Source organism: Serratia sp. Nf2 (assembly GCF_003028435.1).
Taxonomy (GTDB): domain Bacteria; phylum Pseudomonadota; class Gammaproteobacteria; order Enterobacterales; family Enterobacteriaceae; genus Serratia; species Serratia marcescens_L.
In genome coordinates, this window is record NZ_PYTW01000001.1 from 721,124 (window position 1) to 736,865 (window position 15,742).

The 15,742-nt window shown below is 59.1% G+C and carries 13 protein-coding genes and 3 pseudogenes; 6 read left to right on the forward strand and 10 right to left on the reverse strand.

Annotated elements, in window-relative coordinates; genetic code table 11:
• The first annotated feature begins 145 nt into the window (after window positions 1–145).
• The 4 genes from C9411_RS03420 (at window position 146) to C9411_RS03435 (ending at window position 3,849) form a co-directional block, all read left to right on the forward strand.
• The gene (locus C9411_RS03420) at window positions 146–1,381 is read left to right on the forward strand and encodes an MFS transporter (RefSeq protein WP_172837476.1); all 1,236 of its coding nucleotides are present in this window, start codon (window positions 146–148) and stop codon (window positions 1,379–1,381) included.
• Window positions 1,382–1,402: 21 nt separating this feature from the next.
• Entirely contained in the window at window positions 1,403–2,164 is a 762-nt protein-coding gene (locus C9411_RS03425) for an SDR family NAD(P)-dependent oxidoreductase (protein WP_063990306.1), read from the forward strand.
• A 48-nt stretch (window positions 2,165–2,212) separates the two neighbouring features.
• Window positions 2,213–2,629: an RbsD/FucU domain-containing protein gene (locus tag C9411_RS03430; RefSeq protein WP_063990307.1), complete on the forward strand. Its 417-nt coding sequence runs from the start codon at window positions 2,213–2,215 to the stop codon at window positions 2,627–2,629.
• Window positions 2,630–2,766: 137 nt separating this feature from the next.
• The gene (locus C9411_RS03435) at window positions 2,767–3,849 is read left to right on the forward strand and encodes a pyruvate dehydrogenase (lipoamide) (RefSeq protein ID WP_107226411.1); all 1,083 of its coding nucleotides are present in this window, start codon (window positions 2,767–2,769) and stop codon (window positions 3,847–3,849) included.
• Here the strand turns inward: C9411_RS03435 and C9411_RS03440 are convergent, their stop codons facing one another.
• Window positions 3,850–4,287, reverse strand: coding sequence for a MarR family winged helix-turn-helix transcriptional regulator (locus C9411_RS03440; protein ID WP_063990368.1), 438 nt, complete (start codon window positions 4,285–4,287; stop codon window positions 3,850–3,852).
• A gap of 154 nt (window positions 4,288–4,441) precedes the next feature.
• On the opposite strand from C9411_RS03440, the gene aceE reads away from it, so the two are divergent.
• Window positions 4,442–7,117 (forward strand): pyruvate dehydrogenase (acetyl-transferring), homodimeric type, encoded by a 2,676-nt coding sequence (aceE, locus tag C9411_RS03445; RefSeq protein ID WP_107226412.1) that lies wholly within the window; start codon window positions 4,442–4,444, stop codon window positions 7,115–7,117.
• 27 nt (window positions 7,118–7,144) lie between these two features.
• Here the strand turns inward: aceE and umuC are convergent, their stop codons facing one another.
• From umuC to C9411_RS26165, 7 genes and pseudogenes are all read right to left on the reverse strand, one after another.
• Entirely contained in the window at window positions 7,145–8,461 is a 1,317-nt protein-coding gene (umuC, locus tag C9411_RS03450) for a translesion error-prone DNA polymerase V subunit UmuC (protein ID WP_107226413.1), read from the reverse strand.
• A 180-nt stretch (window positions 8,462–8,641) separates the two neighbouring features.
• Window positions 8,642–9,460 (reverse strand): energy transducer TonB, encoded by an 819-nt coding sequence (locus C9411_RS03455; protein ID WP_107226414.1) that lies wholly within the window; start codon window positions 9,458–9,460, stop codon window positions 8,642–8,644.
• A gap of 163 nt (window positions 9,461–9,623) precedes the next feature.
• The gene (locus C9411_RS03460; protein ID WP_158263870.1) at window positions 9,624–10,538 is read right to left on the reverse strand and encodes a FecR domain-containing protein; all 915 of its coding nucleotides are present in this window, start codon (window positions 10,536–10,538) and stop codon (window positions 9,624–9,626) included.
• A 20-nt stretch (window positions 10,539–10,558) separates the two neighbouring features.
• The gene (locus C9411_RS03465) at window positions 10,559–11,071 is read right to left on the reverse strand and encodes a sigma-70 family RNA polymerase sigma factor (protein WP_063990452.1); all 513 of its coding nucleotides are present in this window, start codon (window positions 11,069–11,071) and stop codon (window positions 10,559–10,561) included.
• A 167-nt stretch (window positions 11,072–11,238) separates the two neighbouring features.
• Entirely contained in the window at window positions 11,239–13,776 is a 2,538-nt protein-coding gene (locus tag C9411_RS03470; RefSeq protein WP_369919353.1) for a TonB-dependent hemoglobin/transferrin/lactoferrin family receptor, read from the reverse strand.
• 96 nt (window positions 13,777–13,872) lie between these two features.
• Complete coding sequence (gene umuD / locus C9411_RS03475) at window positions 13,873–14,307, reverse strand: translesion error-prone DNA polymerase V autoproteolytic subunit (protein ID WP_033635060.1); 435 nt, start codon at window positions 14,305–14,307, stop codon at window positions 13,873–13,875.
• A 188-nt stretch (window positions 14,308–14,495) separates the two neighbouring features.
• Window positions 14,496–14,675, reverse strand: a pseudogene (locus C9411_RS26165) (hypothetical protein); the annotation flags it as partial.
• 37 nt (window positions 14,676–14,712) lie between these two features.
• On the opposite strand from C9411_RS26165, the pseudogene C9411_RS25960 reads away from it, so the two are divergent.
• A pseudogene (locus C9411_RS25960) lies at window positions 14,713–14,919 on the forward strand (HTH domain-containing protein); the annotation flags it as partial.
• 58 nt (window positions 14,920–14,977) lie between these two features.
• On the opposite strand, the gene C9411_RS25480 reads toward C9411_RS25960, so the two are convergent.
• Window positions 14,978–15,349, reverse strand: a complete 372-nt coding sequence (locus C9411_RS25480) for a hypothetical protein (protein ID WP_126171699.1) — start codon at window positions 15,347–15,349, stop codon at window positions 14,978–14,980.
• A 213-nt stretch (window positions 15,350–15,562) separates the two neighbouring features.
• Window positions 15,563–15,733, reverse strand: a pseudogene (locus tag C9411_RS03500) (DNA polymerase V); the annotation flags it as partial.
• Window positions 15,734–15,742: the final 9 nt, after the last annotated feature.

Sequence of the window (15,742 nt, forward strand, 5' to 3'; positions counted from 1 at the left end):
GTTATTTAACGTTCAGCTCAGGGTTATGGGCCGGGCCTCTATTATTCCGATTAACCACATTGGAAATATCAAAATGAAAATAAGCAAGCCGCAGGATATTGAACACAGCGCTATCAGGAAATTGACGCTGCATATTGTCCCCCTCATGATTTTATTGTATTTCCTGGCCTTTCTCGATCGCAATAACATGGCCTACGCCGCCAAGGCGTTGGAGGATAACCTGGGCCTGACCGCCTCGGCCTTCGGCTTCGCCTCCGGGATTTTCTTTATCGGCTATTTTCTGTTTGAAATACCCAGCAATGCCGGCACCATTAAATTCGGCCCGCGCATCTGGTTCGCCAGAATATTAATTTCCTGGGGCATCTTCGCGACCTTGCTCGGTTTTGTACGCACGCCGCTGGAGCTGTATATCTGCCGTTTTATGCTGGGCGTGTGCGAAGCCGGGTTCTTTCCCTCGGTGGTGTATTACTTCACGGTATTTTTCCCGGAAAAATACCGCACCAAAATTCTCGGCATGTTCATCATCGTCCAGCCGCTGTCCAACGCCGTCGGCTCGCCGATTTCCGGCTTTATTCTCAATATTCAGCATGACTGGTTCGGGTTCGCCCCCTGGCAGCTGCTGTTTATCCTCGAAGGGCTGCCGCCGATCGTCATCGGCCTGCTGATCCCGTTCCTGATCAAGAACTCGCCCAAGGACGTCGGCTATCTGAACGTGGAGGAAAAGGCCTGGCTGATGAGCAACGCCGGCCGCTCCAAATCCGGCTCTAAAATCACGCTGGGCGACTTCCTGAAAGGAATTAAAAACAAGAAATACCTGCTCTACGCGCTGCTCAACTTCGGCATGGTGTGCGGTATTTATGGCTTTGGCACCTGGCTGCCGTCGATCATTACCGCCCTCTCCGGCAGCGATATCTTCCGCGTCAGCCTGCTGGCACTCATTCCCTACGGCCTGGCCGCGCTGCTGGTGTACCCGTGGAGCCTGTGGGCCAGCAAAACCAAAAAACTTGGCCTGTTCGCCGGCCTCAGCATGGTGGTCGCCGCTATCGGCCTGATGGGGGCGGTAACGTTTTTTAAATACGATCCGCTCGTCGCGCTGTCGTTCCTGTGCATCGCCGCCATCGGCATCTACACCGCCGTACCGCCGTTTTTATCCATGCCCGCCAACATTTCCACCGGCGCGGCCGCGGCCGCCGGGCTGGCGGTGGTCAGCTGCATCGGCAATATCGGCGGCTTCGTCGCGCCTTATGCGGTGGGCGTATTGAACGATCTGACCGGCAACAGCGCGCCGGGGCTGTTTTTCCTGGCCTCGTGCCTGCTGGCCACCGGGTTGATCTGCATTTTCTACTGCGCGAAACAGCGCGAAGGCGTCATCAATGCTTAACGAACCAATAAGGAGTCAATCATGGGCGATCTTGCGGGCAAAAAGGTCTTTATCACCGGGGCGGAACAGGGCATCGGCCGCGCGACTGCGGAGCGGCTGATCAAGGCCGGTTGCGACATCTATTTTCACTATCACAGCGACGAAAGCGGCCCCAAAGCGCTGGTGGCGCTGGCCCATTCATTGGGGCAAAAGGCCGCTTACGGCTACGCCGATCTCATCGATACCGACGAAACGCTGCGCTGCGTTTCAGCCGGCGCCGAGTTTCTTGGCGGCATCGACATTCTGGTCAATAACGTCGGCGGCATCGTCGGGCGCAAATGGTTGGGCGAGATCGACCGCGCCTTTTGGCAAACCGTGATCGACGTGAACATGACCACCATGCTGAACGTGACCCAAAGCGCGCTGCCGTTCCTGAAGGCGGCAAACGGCGCCAGCATCGTCAACCTGGCCTCGCAGGCCGGCCGCGCCGGCGGGCATTCCGGCTCGCTGGTCTATTCCGCCACCAAGGGTGCGGTGCTCACCTGGACGCGCTCGCTGGCGGCGGAGCTGGGCGAGCACGGCATCCGGGTGAATGCGGTGGCGCCCGGTCTGATCCTCGGCACCCGTTTCCATAATCGCCACACCACCCAAGCATCGGCGGAGGAAACCGTTCGCGCCATCCCGCTGGGCCGCGCAGGCACGCCGGACGACGTGGCACGCGCCATCGCCTTCCTGGCGGCGGAGTACGACGGCTTCATCTCCGGCGCCACCCTCGACATCAACGGCGGCATCTACCGCATGTAATTCAGCTGCGGGCGGCACGGCTGCCGCCCCCTATTCAGGTATCGCCTTATGATTAAATCCGCCATCACCCACCCGCCGCTGCTCGCCGCGCTGGCGCAATGCGGGCATAAAACCCAGGTGCTGATCGCCGACGGCAACTACGCCTGCGTGACCCACGCGCCGAAAGACGCCACCGTGGTCTATCTGAACCTGGCGCCCGGCACGCTCGCCGCCCCGCCGATCCTGGAAAAGCTGCTGGCCTGCATCAACGTGGAAAGCGCCACGCTGATGGCTTGCCCGCCGGACTTCACCAACACCATCGAAGCCGAATACCGGCAGCTGCTGCCGGCGCAGTGCCCGGTCGAACACCTGCCGCGCGAGGCGTTCTACGCCGCGGTCAAATCAGATCGGACGCTGCTGGTGATCGCCTCCGGCGAACAGCGCCGCTTCGCCAACCTGCTGCTAACGGTGGCGCCGGTGGTGTGAAAGGCGCGAGGGGGATACCCCCCCTCATACTTCGCCGCCTCACACTTACGATGCGATTTCCCCAAAGAAAGCCGTTGGCACACGCATCGAATTGCAATTACAATCGTTGCACTTGCAATTCAAGGAGAGAGCTGTGCATGTCGCCTCAACCTATAACAATGCCCGCAGCAGCAGCCGGTACCCTAACGCTGGCCGAGGCCTGTATCCGCAGGATGGCCACCGCCTATCAGCAAACCGGCGCCGCGTGTCCCTCTTCCACCGCCTGGATGGCGCAAGCCCTGGGCGAACTTAACGCCAGCGGCGACATCTGGCTTATCGACGGCAGAAGGCGCGCTGAGCCGCCGAGTTCCCATTACGCCACGGCCTGGCCGCTCTGGTTTGGCCATCAATCCGGACGCTATGAAAAACCGCTGTTTTACGTCGTCAACACGCCCTCGGTGGACATGCTCCGCGGGCTTGAGCCGGAAACCAATCGCAAGGGGATTTTCATCAGCGATGCGGATACCGGCAGTGCCGATTTGCCGAAAGGCGTGCAGGCCTGGTTCCCGCTTCAGCTCACGGCCATGCCGGGCTGGTTGCCCTTCGATCCGGCCAATGCCCGGGAAACCGGCGCGATACTCCACCATGCCCTGCGCGCGCTCTATCTGGAGGGAGCGAGGAAGATGGTGTATCTCGCGACCAACGCAGACAATGGCACCCTCTCTTCAGGGGAACCGTTTGTCGCAGAACAGGCGTTCAAGGGAATGTATCGCGTCGCCGCCGCGGCAGACTCGCCGTTGCAGATTCGCTTGTGCGGTGCCGGCCGAGCGCTCGCCCGCGTGCAGCAGGCGGCCGAGATGTTGAAAAACTGGGGGATTGCATCTGAAATCTGGAGCTGCCCCAGCTACACGCGGTTGGCGCAGGACGCCGAACTCGCTGACATGCAGCGCCAGGACAGCGGCGGCGAATGCCATCTGAAAGCGTGCCTGGGCGCCGGGAATGTCCCCGTCGTTGCCGTCACTGACTATTCGCACCTGATTGCCAACCAGCTCAGGCGATTCATTCCCGCGCGCTTTGCCGCGGTGGGCTCAGATTCACGGGTGCGCGGCGAAATCCACTACCCGCAGGCGGAATGGATTGCGCTCTGCGCCCTCAAACTGCTGGCCGACGAGCAGAAAATCCCTTCGGCGCTGATCGCCGATGCGCTACGCGTTCTGCACATCACCACACCCGATGCCTGATCACTCTCTGGCCAGCTGCATCGCGTTGTCCAACGCGTCGGAGAAGCGTGCGATCTCTTCTTCGCTGAACTGGTTGAGAAAGTGGGTTTTGACCACCGTGCGGTAGATCTCCCACATCTTTTTCCGCAGGGCCTTGCCTTCCTCGGTGATGGTGGCGAAGGAGGCCCGGCGATCGTCGTCGGAGCGAAAGCGCGTAACCAGCCGCTCTTTTTCCAGGCGATCCATCAGGCGGGTCAGGTTGTAACGCTCAATCACCAACACGTCCGCCAGCTCATGCATGCGGCGCGTGCCGTTTTCCCCGCTTTCCAATCCCCATAACACGTCATACCAGGCGTAAACCGGCAGCCCCGCTTCCGACAACTTCGTCTCTATCTTTCTGATAATCGCCCGATGCGCGCGCACAAAGGAGAACCACAGGTCGGGTTGTTTATCTTTCATGTCATTTTTCTCGTCAAAACCGGTGAGTTGCAATTGCAATTGTAAAGGGATAGAGTGGCTTTCGCTATTGTTGCATTTGCAACTCTTGCACTTGCAATTCACTGAATTCCTGTATCGCTCAGCGCCTTATCAGGTAAGTACATTTGGAGCTTTTATGAACCAACCCGCGGTAAAAGCAGATCTTGACCCACAAGAGACGGCTGAATGGCTTGAGGCATTTGAAGGTGTCACTGACATCGACGGCCGTGAACGCGCGCATTTTTTGTTGGCAAGAATGGCCGAAGCCGATCAGCGCAAGCACGGTGATTTCTTCAGCCTGGTCACCACGCCCTACGTGAATACGATCCCGGCCTATAAGCAACCGACGTATCCCGGCGATCTGGCCGCTGAAGCACGCATCAATGCGTTTATTCGCTGGAACGCCATGGCGATGGTGCTGCGCGCCGGCAAACACTCCAACGTCGGCGGACATATCGCCACCTACCAGTCGGCCGCAGTGCTTTACGATGTGGGGTTCACGCATTTCTTCCGCGGGCGCACCGATGATTTCGCCGGCGACATGGTGTATATCCAGGGCCATTCCGCCCCCGGCATTTATGGCCGCGCCTATCTCGAAGGCCGTATCGACGAGGAGTTGCTCGACAACTTTCGCCGCGAATCCACACGCCGCGGCCTCTCCTCCTACCCGCACCCGCGGCTGATGCCGGATTTCTGGCAATATCCCACCGTGTCGATGGGGCTGGGGCCGCTGACCGCCGCCTACCAGGCGCGCTACATGCGCTATCTGGAATACCGCGAACTGAAACCGCACCAGGGGAGAAAGGTGTGGGCCTTTCTCGGCGACGGCGAGATGGATCAGCCGGAATCGCTGGCGGCGATTGCGCTGGGCGGGCGAGAAAAACTCGATAACCTGATCTTCGTCGTGAACTGCAACCTGCAGCGGCTGGATGGCCCCGTGCGCGGCAACGGCAAGATCATTCAAGAGCTGGAAGGCACTTTCAAAGCCGCCGGCTGGCAGGTGATCAAGGTGATCTGGGGCAGCGGCTGGGACAAGCTGCTGCAAAAAGACCGCTCCGGGCTGCTGATGCAGCGCATGATGGAGTGCGTCGACGGCGATTACCAAACCTTCAAGTCGCAAAGCGGCGCCTATGTGCGGGAGCATTTCTTCGGCAAGTACCCGGCATTGCTCGAGCTGGTCGCCGACCTGAGCGACGATGAGATCTGGGCGCTGCACCGCGGCGGCCACGATCCGCAAAAGGTGTACGCCGCCTACCATCAGGCGGTGCATACCACGGGCAGGCCGACGGTGGTGCTGGCCAAGACCGTCAAAGGGTTTGGCATGGGGGAAGCCGGTGAAGGGCAGAACATCAACCACCAGCTGAAAAAAATGAGCCAGGATGCGGTGAAGGCCTTCCGCGACCGTTTAGGGCTGACAATCTCCGACGCCCAACTGGCAGAGATCCCTTACCTGAAGCCCGAGCCCGACAGCGCGGCGGCGAAGTACATCACCGCGACGCGCACCGCGCTGGGCGGCTACATCCCTGCCCGCTTCGGCCAATCCGCTCCGCTGGCGATACCGGAACTATCGCGCTTCGACGGCCTCCTGAAGGGCAGCGGCGAACGCAACATGTCGACCACCATGGCTTTCGTCAATATCCTCGGCGCGCTGCTTAAAGACGCCAACATCGGCAAACTGATTGTGCCCATCGTGCCGGACGAGTCGCGCACGTTCGGCATGGAAGGCCTGTTCCGCCAGATTGGCATCCATTCCTGGCTCGGCCAGCTGTATACTCCGCAAGACGCCGGGCAGCTCAGCTACTATAAAGAGGCCAAAGACGGCCAGATTTTGCAGGAGGGCATCAACGAATCCGGTGCGATATCGACCTGGATCGCCGCCGGCACCGCCTACAGCAACCACGATGTCACGACGATCCCGTTTTATATCTTCTACTCGATGTTCGGGCTGCAACGGGTGGGCGATCTCGCCTGGGCGGCCGCCGACGCACGCACCAAGGGTTTCTTGCTCGGTGCCACCTCCGGCAGAACCACCCTGATGGGCGAAGGCTTGCAGCATGACGATGGCCACAGCCACGTGCTGTCTTCCGTCATTCCCAGCTGCGTCTCCTACGATCCGACCTATGCCTATGAACTCGCGGTGATCGTCCAGAGCGGCATGCGCAGGATGTTCGTTGAACAAGAGGATATTTACTACTACATCACCTTGCTCAACGAGGGCTACCCGCAGCCGTCGATGCCGGCTGGCGTTGAGGACGGGATTATCCAAGGGGCGTATTTGCTCAAACAGAACGAAACGGCAAACCAAGAGGGCCCGCGCGCTCAGCTGGTCGCCAGCGGCGCCATCATGCGCGAGGCGCTGGCGGCGGCGGAGCTGCTGGCAGCGGACTTTGGCGTCGCCAGCGATATCTGGAGCGCCACCAGCCTGAGCGAGCTACGCCGCAACGGCATGGCGGCCGAACGCTGGAACCTGCTGCATCCGGAAGATCCGCCGAAAGTTCCTTATATCCAGAGCCTGCTGGCGGCACATCCCGGCCCGGTGGTGGTGGTGACGGACTATATGAAGATCGTCGGCGATCAGATCAAGCCGTTCTTGCCCGACCGTCCCTTTATCGCCTTGGGCACCGACGGCTTTGGCCGATCGGACACCCGCGAGGCGCTGCGTGAGTTCTTCGAGGTCAACCGCCATTTCATCGCGCTCGCCGCGTTGAAACTGCTGGCTGACGAAGGCCGTATCGCCCGCAGCGAGGTCAACCGCGCCATGGTGCTGTATGGCATCGCCCCCGATAAGCCGGACCCGGCGGCGGTGAAGTAACGCGCAGCCTACCCGCGCCGCCGGTTGTCACCCGCGGCGTTTTTCTTCCTTCGATTCGGCGGTGCGCGGCGCCCGCTCCCCCAACCGCGCCACCGGGATGTCCACCAACCGAGTGGTGTAGGCCGGCGACAGCATGTCGCGCTTCATTTGCCACGGCTTGACGATCCCCTGCCCGGCGAACCATACACGCCCGCGCCCCTCCTGATTCAGGCGATCGAGGGTCGCCATCAGCCGCTCGCTGTTGCGGCGCGGTGGGCAGTCGTCGAACAGATCGATCTGCGCCATGGCGGCGGCGCTGAAATCCCCCAGCACCACGCCGCCCTTCAGGTAACGCCGCCCTTCCTGCCAGATGCTTTCCAGCGCGCGCACCGCCATGGCGATGATGTCGCGGCTGTCGTTGCTCGGCGTTTGCAGCCGGGCGGTGCCCATATTGCTGTAATACCCTTCGCCCGCCGAATGCGGGCTGGTTTTGATAAATACCGACACGTTGCGGCAGTAGCGCTTTTCCTGCCGCAGCTTTTCGGCGGCGCGTTCGGCATAGCTGCAGATCGCCTCGCGCATGTGCGGGTAGTGCGTCAGCCGCTGGCCGAACGAGCGGGAGCAGATGATCTGCTCTTTGGCGGCCGCCTCATCTTCCCACCGCAGGCACGATTCGCCGCGCAGCTCGCGTATCGTGCGCTCCAGCACCACGCTGAAGGTTTTACGCGCCAGCCGGGTATCGCAGTCCGCCAGCTGCAGCGCGGTGTGAATGCCCATCGCCTGCAGCTGGCGAGTCAGGCGGCGGCCCACGCCCCACACCTCTTCCACCGGGAGCAACGCCAGCAGTTTGCGCTGGCGCGCCGGATCGGATAAATCCACCACACCGCCGGTACCGCGCCATTTCTTGGCGGCGAAGTTGGCCAGCTTGGCCAGCGTTTTGCTCGGCGCAATGCCGACCCCGACCGTCAAATGCAGCTCGCGCCGGATGCGATCGCGCACCCGCTGGCCGAACGGCTCCAGCGCTTCGCAATGCGCCACGCCGTCCAGCCGCAGAAAGGCTTCGTCCAGCGAGTAGATCTCCACCGCCGGCGCCATCTCTTCCAGCGTATCCATCACCCGGCGGGACATATCGGCGTACAGCGCGTAGTTGGAGGAGAACACCGCGACGTTGCGGCGGCGCATCTCCTCTTTGATTTTGAAATAAGGCGCGCCCATCGGCACGCCCAGCGCCTTCGCCTCGGCACTGCGGGCGATCACGCAGCCGTCGTTGTTGGACAGCACGATCACCGGCTGCCCGCGCAGATCGGGCCGAAAGATGGTCTCGCAGGAGGCGTAGAAGCTGTTGACGTCCACCAGAGCGAACATGGTTACCGACCTTTCATCGTCAGTGGGTTGTTATTCATAACGGCACCAATTTACTGTTTATGCATACAGTATTTGTATTTTTCTGGCGACGATCAAGTAGAAACCGCCACATCGCTGCTATCCGTTTGATGCGCTTTGGCTTTTAACTCAGCCTCCGTTTACCTGGAGCCGAGTTTTTCATTAACGGCGAACTTCACGCAGATCGAAACGAATCGGAATGGTCACGCTGAATTCCGCCTGCCCCGCTGCGATCTCGTTGCCGGGTGCAGGCAGTGGAGAAGCGCGCTGCGGTAAGTGAAGCGCCTCCCGATCCAGCGAAGCAACCCCACTCGATCGCAATAGCTTCACGCCCAGCACGTTCCCCTGTCGATCCAACGTCACGGCAACCTGAACAATACCCTGGCGCTGCTGGCGTACCGCCAGAGCCGGGTAGCGTTTGAAACGGCTCAAATGCGCCAACAGCAGGCCGCTCCAGACCGAGGCATCCTGGCTCGGCTGCGACGCCACGCTGGTTTGCGGTGCGGCAACACGCTTTCCATCCAGAGACGGCGGCGCGCTGGTGCTTGATGCTATTGAGCTTGCAGACGCTATTTTTTCCTGTTCCTCCTGCCTTGGGCGCGGCGGTTCCGTTTTCGGTCTGATGGGATCGTTCCGTTGCCCTTTAGCCTTGCTCTGCCGCTCCGTCGCACGCGGCGCATGAATCAGCGGAGGCATCGCCGCCTCCGGTTCCCGATTGGCCTGCCGTTGCGCCACCGCCTGCACCTGGCGCACGCCGGTCGGCATCGGCTCTGCGTTGGGGGTCGATTCCGCCTGCTCGGCAACCATCATCAACACCATCGGTTGCGCCGCGGGCAGCAGCGGTGGCATCAGGTGATAACCGAGCCCAAGCCACAACGCACCATGCAGACCCAACGCCAACACATTGGCGGTAGCCCAGCGCCATCGCCCGCCTGTTGGTGGTAAAGAGAAATCGCCAGATAATACGTTGTGATTGAACATAGGAAACGGTACTCAGGTTAAGCGTAAAACCGACCAACGTACGCGGCGGTCAACGGCAGTCGGGGTATGTCAGAAAGGTCGTTTAGGCACGCGGTACCGGGCAGGGAACGAGAAAGAACAGGTCAATCGAAAAGGAAATACCCTAATGGCAGAGTAAAAAACTTTAGGATACGGTAATGAAGTATTTTGACAGCATATTTATCCTAACCGGCAGCGCACCGGGCAGAGCCGCAATGACGCGCTCGGGGTCAGCCAGCGGAAACGCGCCGGAGAGCCGCAGGCCGGCGACCTCCGGCCGGCAGCGAATAACGCCCTGACGATAACGCCCCAGCTCCATCAGGAAGTCGTCCAACCGCATGTTGTCGGCCAACAGCATGCCCTGCCGCCAACCGGGCTCTTGCGTCACGCGATACGGTTCGCCAATGCCTTGCCGGCTTAATCTGCCGCCCTGACCGGCGTTGAGCACCGCGTTCCGATGCGCCGGCGAAAGGATCGTGACTCGGCCAAGATAAACGGCGATATCACTGTAGGTTTCCCACAGGCGAACGCTGAAGCGAGCAGCCTGCGTCACGATCTCACCCTGCGGCAGCCTCACCGTCAACGCGCCGCTTTCCGGCGGCAGATTCACCATCATTTCGCCCTCCAGCAATGCGGCCTGCTGACGGCTGACGTTGACCGCCGTTTGCGTGTTCAACATCAACTGCGCGCCATCCGCCAACGCGACGGTTTGCTGCTCCCCCACCGCCGTGCGGTAATCCGCCAGCCAGGGGCGCCAGGGCAGCGCGCCAGAACCGATGCCAACCGTCCCCACCACGCCGATGGCCGCCAGGCTTCTCAGCAACCGGCGGCGTTGCGGGTTCGGCAACTGCGACAGACTACGCTGCGCCGCCGCCCCGTTAAGCAGAGAAAAACGGGATGAAAACGCGGCGATATGCCGCCAGGCGCGTTCATTTTCCGGTTTCGCCTGATACCAACGCCGCCAGTTTTCCCTATCCGCATCGCTTGCCTCTTCCGACATCAGCTGGGTTAACCAGGCGGCGGCCTCACGCGCGCTCTGCCGATCGATATCCGATTCCATCATGGGTTCCGCACTTGCCGTTACGCCGCCAATGCAAAGAAACAGTGCAAATTGGCGCGCTGCAGATATTGTTTCACCGAGCTGGTCGACACCCGCAAACGTTCAGCGATGTCGCAATAACGCATGCCCTGCAGGTGCGCCAACAGGAAAGCCTCGCGGACGTGCGCCGGCAATCCGTCCAACGCCTGATCCAACTGTTCGAGCATTTCGAGGGTTTGTTGACGGACTTCCGGCGAGGGCGCCTCGATCGTCGGCAGCTCGCTCAAGGCCTGCAGATAGCTCTCTTCGATTGTTTTACGCCGGTAATAATTCGCCACCAGCCGGCGCGCCACGGTCGCCAGGAAGGGGCGTGGTTGCCGAATGGCAAGCAACTGCGGGCTCAGTAAAATACTGATGAACGTATCCTGCGCCAGGTCTTCGGCGTGATGCGCGCACCCGACCTTCTGTCTCAGCCAATGGCATAGCCAACTGTGATGCTCAAGGTAAAGCTGTTGAGCAAACCCGTTGGCTGCCGCGGCCTCTTTCCTTGCCATTCGGTGACACCAATTGATAATGAGATTGAAAATGATAATTATTATTATTTTAAAATTGTAACTTCTGTGTCAAGCGATTGCTGATGATTTATAAACGGCGAAAAAGTAGGGAAATACGGGAGAGAAAACGTGAAAAGGGGCCGAAATGGCCCCTGTCAGCAGGATATTCAGAAACGTTGACTAACGCTAAACTTGATGTTGCGCCCTACGCCGGACACCGATTCGCCCAGGTAAGGGTAATAATCGCGGTTGAACAGGTTGTCCACCGCGACGCGAGCTTCGAAGCCCTGCAAACCGCTGGGTTGCCACGAGGCGAACAGGCCGTGCAATGCATAACCCGACGTTTTCGGCAGCGCCCAGACAACGGCCATCGGATCGCCGTCGGCCGGTGAACGATCCTGTTTACGCACGAAATCGCCGGTCCAGCCGAAGGCCATGTCCCACTGCGGCACTTTCATGCCCAGCATCGCGTGTGCCGTAACGGGTGGAATTTCGGCAATCCAGGTTTCGTTGCCCCACGGATCGCGCGGTGAAGCGTCGCGTTTGCCGCGAATCGAGGAGAACGACAGGCTGCCGAACAGGCTTTCGCTGTCATAAAACGATTCGAGCTCCACGCCCTCAATGGTATAACCCGGCAAGTTGCGATAGTTCGACAACGGTTGCCCACATTGGCCCCCGTGCCGTGCGGCGTCGCACACTACGCCGCGACGATAGAAAATCTCGTCCTTGCCGCGATTGCGGAACAGCGTAGTGCGGATCTGCAGACTGTCTCGCGCCATCAACACATCGTTGAAGTCCAGCACCGCGCCGAGACGAACGCCCGTCATGCGTTCCACCTGCAGGCCGCGGCTGGTGCCGGGCACGCTGGAAGCGGCGTATTGCACTTCGTACTGTTCGTCGATCACCGGGGCGCGCCAGGTGCGGCTAACGTCGGCAAACAGGGACAGATTCGACGTCGCTTTCCACATCACGCCCAAATGCGGCGACCAGCCGGTATAGGTCACGCTGCTGTAATCATGGCCCACAAGCGGATCGCTGTCGTTATAGCGCGGCGCCCGGTTCGGTTGCCCGGTATTGGTCACATGATCGTAACGCACGCCCGGCGTCACGGTCAGGCTGCCGAAGCTGACCGCATCCTGCAGATAAACGCTGCGGGTTTCCTGTTCGCCCGCCGGCATATAATACGGTTGGAAATAGCCGTAGTTGTAACTGGCGTTTTTCACCTGCGAGGGGTAATACATCAGGGTATCGCGCTGATGTTTATGCCAACGCGCGCCGAGCAACAGCTTGTGCTCCAGCGGCCCGCTGGCGAAACGGCTTTCATTGCTGACGTCAAACTGCCGATCGGTATAGTTCACCCAGCTTTCATTGCCCAGCGTACCGAGATAGCTGAACTTTGACGCGGAATCCGGCCGCTTGTCATGCTGCTCTGTCTTCGAATAGGCATAAGACAGCGTCAGATTCAGCAACGGCTGCGCTTCCGGCGCCAGATTCCATTTCACCGAGTAATTAGTGTCCGTCTGGTCGCGATACACCAGAATGCGGCGCCACGCTTCTTCCCGGCCATATTTATCGATATCCGCCTGGCTGGGCGCAGCGATATCGTCCCGCTTGGCGGCAAAAGGCTGCCAGCCATCGGAGTCCGAACGCATCGCCGACAGCGTCAGGGTTTGCGCCTCGCTCAGATAAATATTGGTTTTTAACAGGTAGGAAGCCTGATCGTTGGCGGAATAGGCAAAGCGCGTGCCGTCCGGTCGCTTCAGGTTACCGCCGTCACGCTTGCTCATGTAGATCAAACCGTCGGCGAATCCTTCCGGCGTACGGCCGTACAACGCACCGCTGTAAATGCCCTGGCGATCGTTGGTGTGGTAGCTGTACTTCAGCAAGCCGCCAAAATCTTCGCCCGGCAGCAGCATATCCCCGGCATCTTTGGTCTCCAGCGTAATGGTCCCGCCAAAGCCGCCATTGCCGTTCAACAGATTGTGCGGCCCCTTATCGACCTCAACCTTTTTCAGCAATTCGGGTTCAATGAATACCGAACCCTGCCGATATTTCTCAAATCCCTTCGGCGCGCCGTCCAGCACCACCTTCACATCTTCCATGTCGCCCATGCCCCAGATATTCAGGCTTTGGCCCCCCGGGCGCGGCGATCCCGCCATCCCTACCCCGGGCAGACGATCGAGCAGGCTGGCGATGTTATCGGCCTGTACGCGTTCGATGTCTTCTTTATCCAGCACCGAACGGCCGGCGGCGACGCTGTCGGACAAACCGCCGACCACCGACAGTTCCGGTATCGTCAACGGCTGAACCGGCCCGGCGTCGACCAACCGATATCCCTGCGCAGTTTGCTGAGCGCGCAATCCGCTGCCCGCCAACAGCGTATCGAACGCGTCGGTGAGACGATAATGTCCCTGCAGGCCCGCGGTGCTTTTTCCACGCGTCTGTTCGGGCGTGAAAATCACTATCACGCCGGCCTTAGCGGCCGCCGTCTGCAAGGCGGGCGCCAGATCACCGGCGGGAATGGCGAAGGAAAGGATAGCGGGCTGTTCGACCGCCGAGGGTGGTGCCGACGCACCGGGTGCTGCCATCGCGGAGGTGAGCATGCCCGATAGTGCGCATCCTATCCCGATAGCTACGCGTTTCCCGGTAATGCGTTTGGCTGATGTGAACGTACGCCCTGCGCCGTTCTTGTTTTTTATGGCCATGAAGGATTCCCCTGAGTGTATTGAACTGGAAACTCAGTAGAGAGGTCACGCCAACGAAAAGATCGGGCAGAAAAAAAATGAAAAAAAGGGCCGAAGTCACCGCGCCGCGTAGACGATAAAGGTCACCACGCCGAAAATCTCCAGCTGCGCCTCGTCGTCGAACACGATCGGCGCGTAGGCGGGATTCATCGGCAACAGCCGCACGTCGGGGTGGCGCTGCAGTTTTTTGACGGTGAATTCGCCGTCCACCGCGGCGATCACGATATTGCCGTGCTCCGGCGTCAGGGCGCTGTCGACGATCAGCAGATCGCCGTCCTGGATATTGCCGTCGATCATCGATTCGCCGCTGGCGCGCACGAAATAGGTGGCGTTGGGGTGCCGCACCAGCAGCTTGCCGATGTCCAGCCTGCTCTCGACATAGTCCTGCGCCGGGGAAGGAAAGCCGCAGGCCACGCGATCGGCAAACAGCGGTAACGTCAGGGGTTCACCTGGTGAAAAAGCATACAACCTTGAATTGCTCAGCATAATCATAACCAAACTGTATATTTATACAGTAAAGCATAAACAAAACGCGAACGCGTGCAACCCCCAATCCCCCTGCAGATCGCGCTTTCCCGCGTAATATAATAATTTTCTGAGCGATTTTTCCTGCAGCTTTTGGCATTCTTCGCGTGTGTTTACACACATGATACCCACCAAAACTGTGGATAATGCGGCACTCAGACCGTTGGCGTATCGATGGGCAGGATGAGTGAGGGATTGTCATTGCGAACGGCGCCGACGGCGGGCGATACCGGTTGCCAGACGAAATCCTCTGCCTGCAGGCTGTACACGTCAGCCTGCATTTGACCAGAGGGCGGGACTAAGCGGGTGTCGAGCCAGTCGCGCGCGGCCCTCGGTCTCTGCTGCGTACAGCGCCGCAAAGAACAGCGGCAGGCCTTGCCTCACGGGAGGAACGGCGGACGGCCTTACAAAATGACGCCAATAAAATTGCGACTGGCAATGGCATCAATGGGACGGCCAGAGACGAAAGTCAGTACGTTATGTCAGGAGCTTGGGATAACCCGACAAACGCTGTACCGCCACATTTCCCCTGATGGTCCACTGCGAGCTGACGGTATAAAGCTGCTCAACCGAGGATAATTTTAGCGGACGGAAAAATCTGGAGTTCCGGCGTAGAACCCCGAATAAGGAATAATCCTTAATTCATTTCAGGATTATTAATTCCATCTAAAACCTCTCGGCAATATTCTTTTTTATAGGCTTCATCATTACTTAATGACTTAACCAAAAAATCAGCATTTTTCCAACCATTATCCCAATGCGTATCGAATCCTGACTGTTCATACTTTAATGTTCTAGTTAATGAGTCTTTTATTTGTTTTTTATATTTATCAATTTTCTCATTGGTTGCCCCACAAACATCATGTGCAACACGAGCATTTGAGCCAGAAAAACCTATTGCTGAAATTGCCATCGCTTCGTTTGATTTGTCGAAATCATTCGCATATGCCACAGCATTAGATAAAGCGAATATGACAAGAGCAGGTATGGTTTTTTTGTATGAAATCATCTTTTACCTCTAACTCATTGATTGTTCATGGGGTCAGTTTGGATATCGAAAATTATTGTACATTAAGGCTGCTTTTTAATCAGTCTCAACTTCTTTATAGAAGGCCTGAATGCGACAAACTTGGGAAGTACTGTAGCCTGTCGCGTCTGCTGTTTCTCGGATACTCAGTTTCTTAATCTGTCGGTAGTGCCTGATCCATCCTGCACGCTCCATCTCGCCGCTGGCGCGCACGAAGTAGGTGGCGTTGGGGTGCCGCACCAGCAGCTTGCCGATGTCCAGCCTGCTCTCGACATAGTCCTGCGCCGGGGAAGGAAAGCCGCAGGCCACGCGATCGGCAAACAGCGGTAACGTCAGGGGTTCACCTGGTGAAAAAGCATACAACATTGAATTGCT

Bases quoted from the DNA above. Each gene is read 5' to 3' on its own strand.
- C9411_RS03420 (WP_172837476.1), top strand. From the start codon at position 146: ATGATTTTATTGTATTTCCTGGCCTTTCTCGATCGCAATAACATGGCC.
- C9411_RS03425 (WP_063990306.1), top strand. From the start codon at position 1,403: ATGGGCGATCTTGCGGGCAAAAAGGTCTTTATCACCGGGGCGGAACAG.
- C9411_RS03430 (WP_063990307.1), top strand. From the start codon at position 2,213: ATGATTAAATCCGCCATCACCCACCCGCCGCTGCTCGCCGCGCTGGCG.
- C9411_RS03435 (WP_107226411.1), top strand. From the start codon at position 2,767: ATGTCGCCTCAACCTATAACAATGCCCGCAGCAGCAGCCGGTACCCTA.
- C9411_RS03440 (WP_063990368.1), bottom strand. From the start codon at position 4,287: ATGAAAGATAAACAACCCGACCTGTGGTTCTCCTTTGTGCGCGCGCAT.
- aceE (WP_107226412.1), top strand. From the start codon at position 4,442: ATGAACCAACCCGCGGTAAAAGCAGATCTTGACCCACAAGAGACGGCT.
- umuC (WP_107226413.1), bottom strand. From the start codon at position 8,461: ATGTTCGCTCTGGTGGACGTCAACAGCTTCTACGCCTCCTGCGAGACC.
- C9411_RS03455 (WP_107226414.1), bottom strand. From the start codon at position 9,460: ATGTTCAATCACAACGTATTATCTGGCGATTTCTCTTTACCACCAACA.
- C9411_RS03460 (WP_158263870.1), bottom strand. From the start codon at position 10,538: ATGGAATCGGATATCGATCGGCAGAGCGCGCGTGAGGCCGCCGCCTGG.
- C9411_RS03465 (WP_063990452.1), bottom strand. From the start codon at position 11,071: ATGGCAAGGAAAGAGGCCGCGGCAGCCAACGGGTTTGCTCAACAGCTT.
- C9411_RS03470 (WP_369919353.1), bottom strand. From the start codon at position 13,776: ATGGCCATAAAAAACAAGAACGGCGCAGGGCGTACGTTCACATCAGCC.
- umuD (WP_033635060.1), bottom strand. From the start codon at position 14,307: ATGATTATGCTGAGCAATTCAAGGTTGTATGCTTTTTCACCAGGTGAA.
- C9411_RS25480 (WP_126171699.1), bottom strand. From the start codon at position 15,349: ATGATTTCATACAAAAAAACCATACCTGCTCTTGTCATATTCGCTTTA.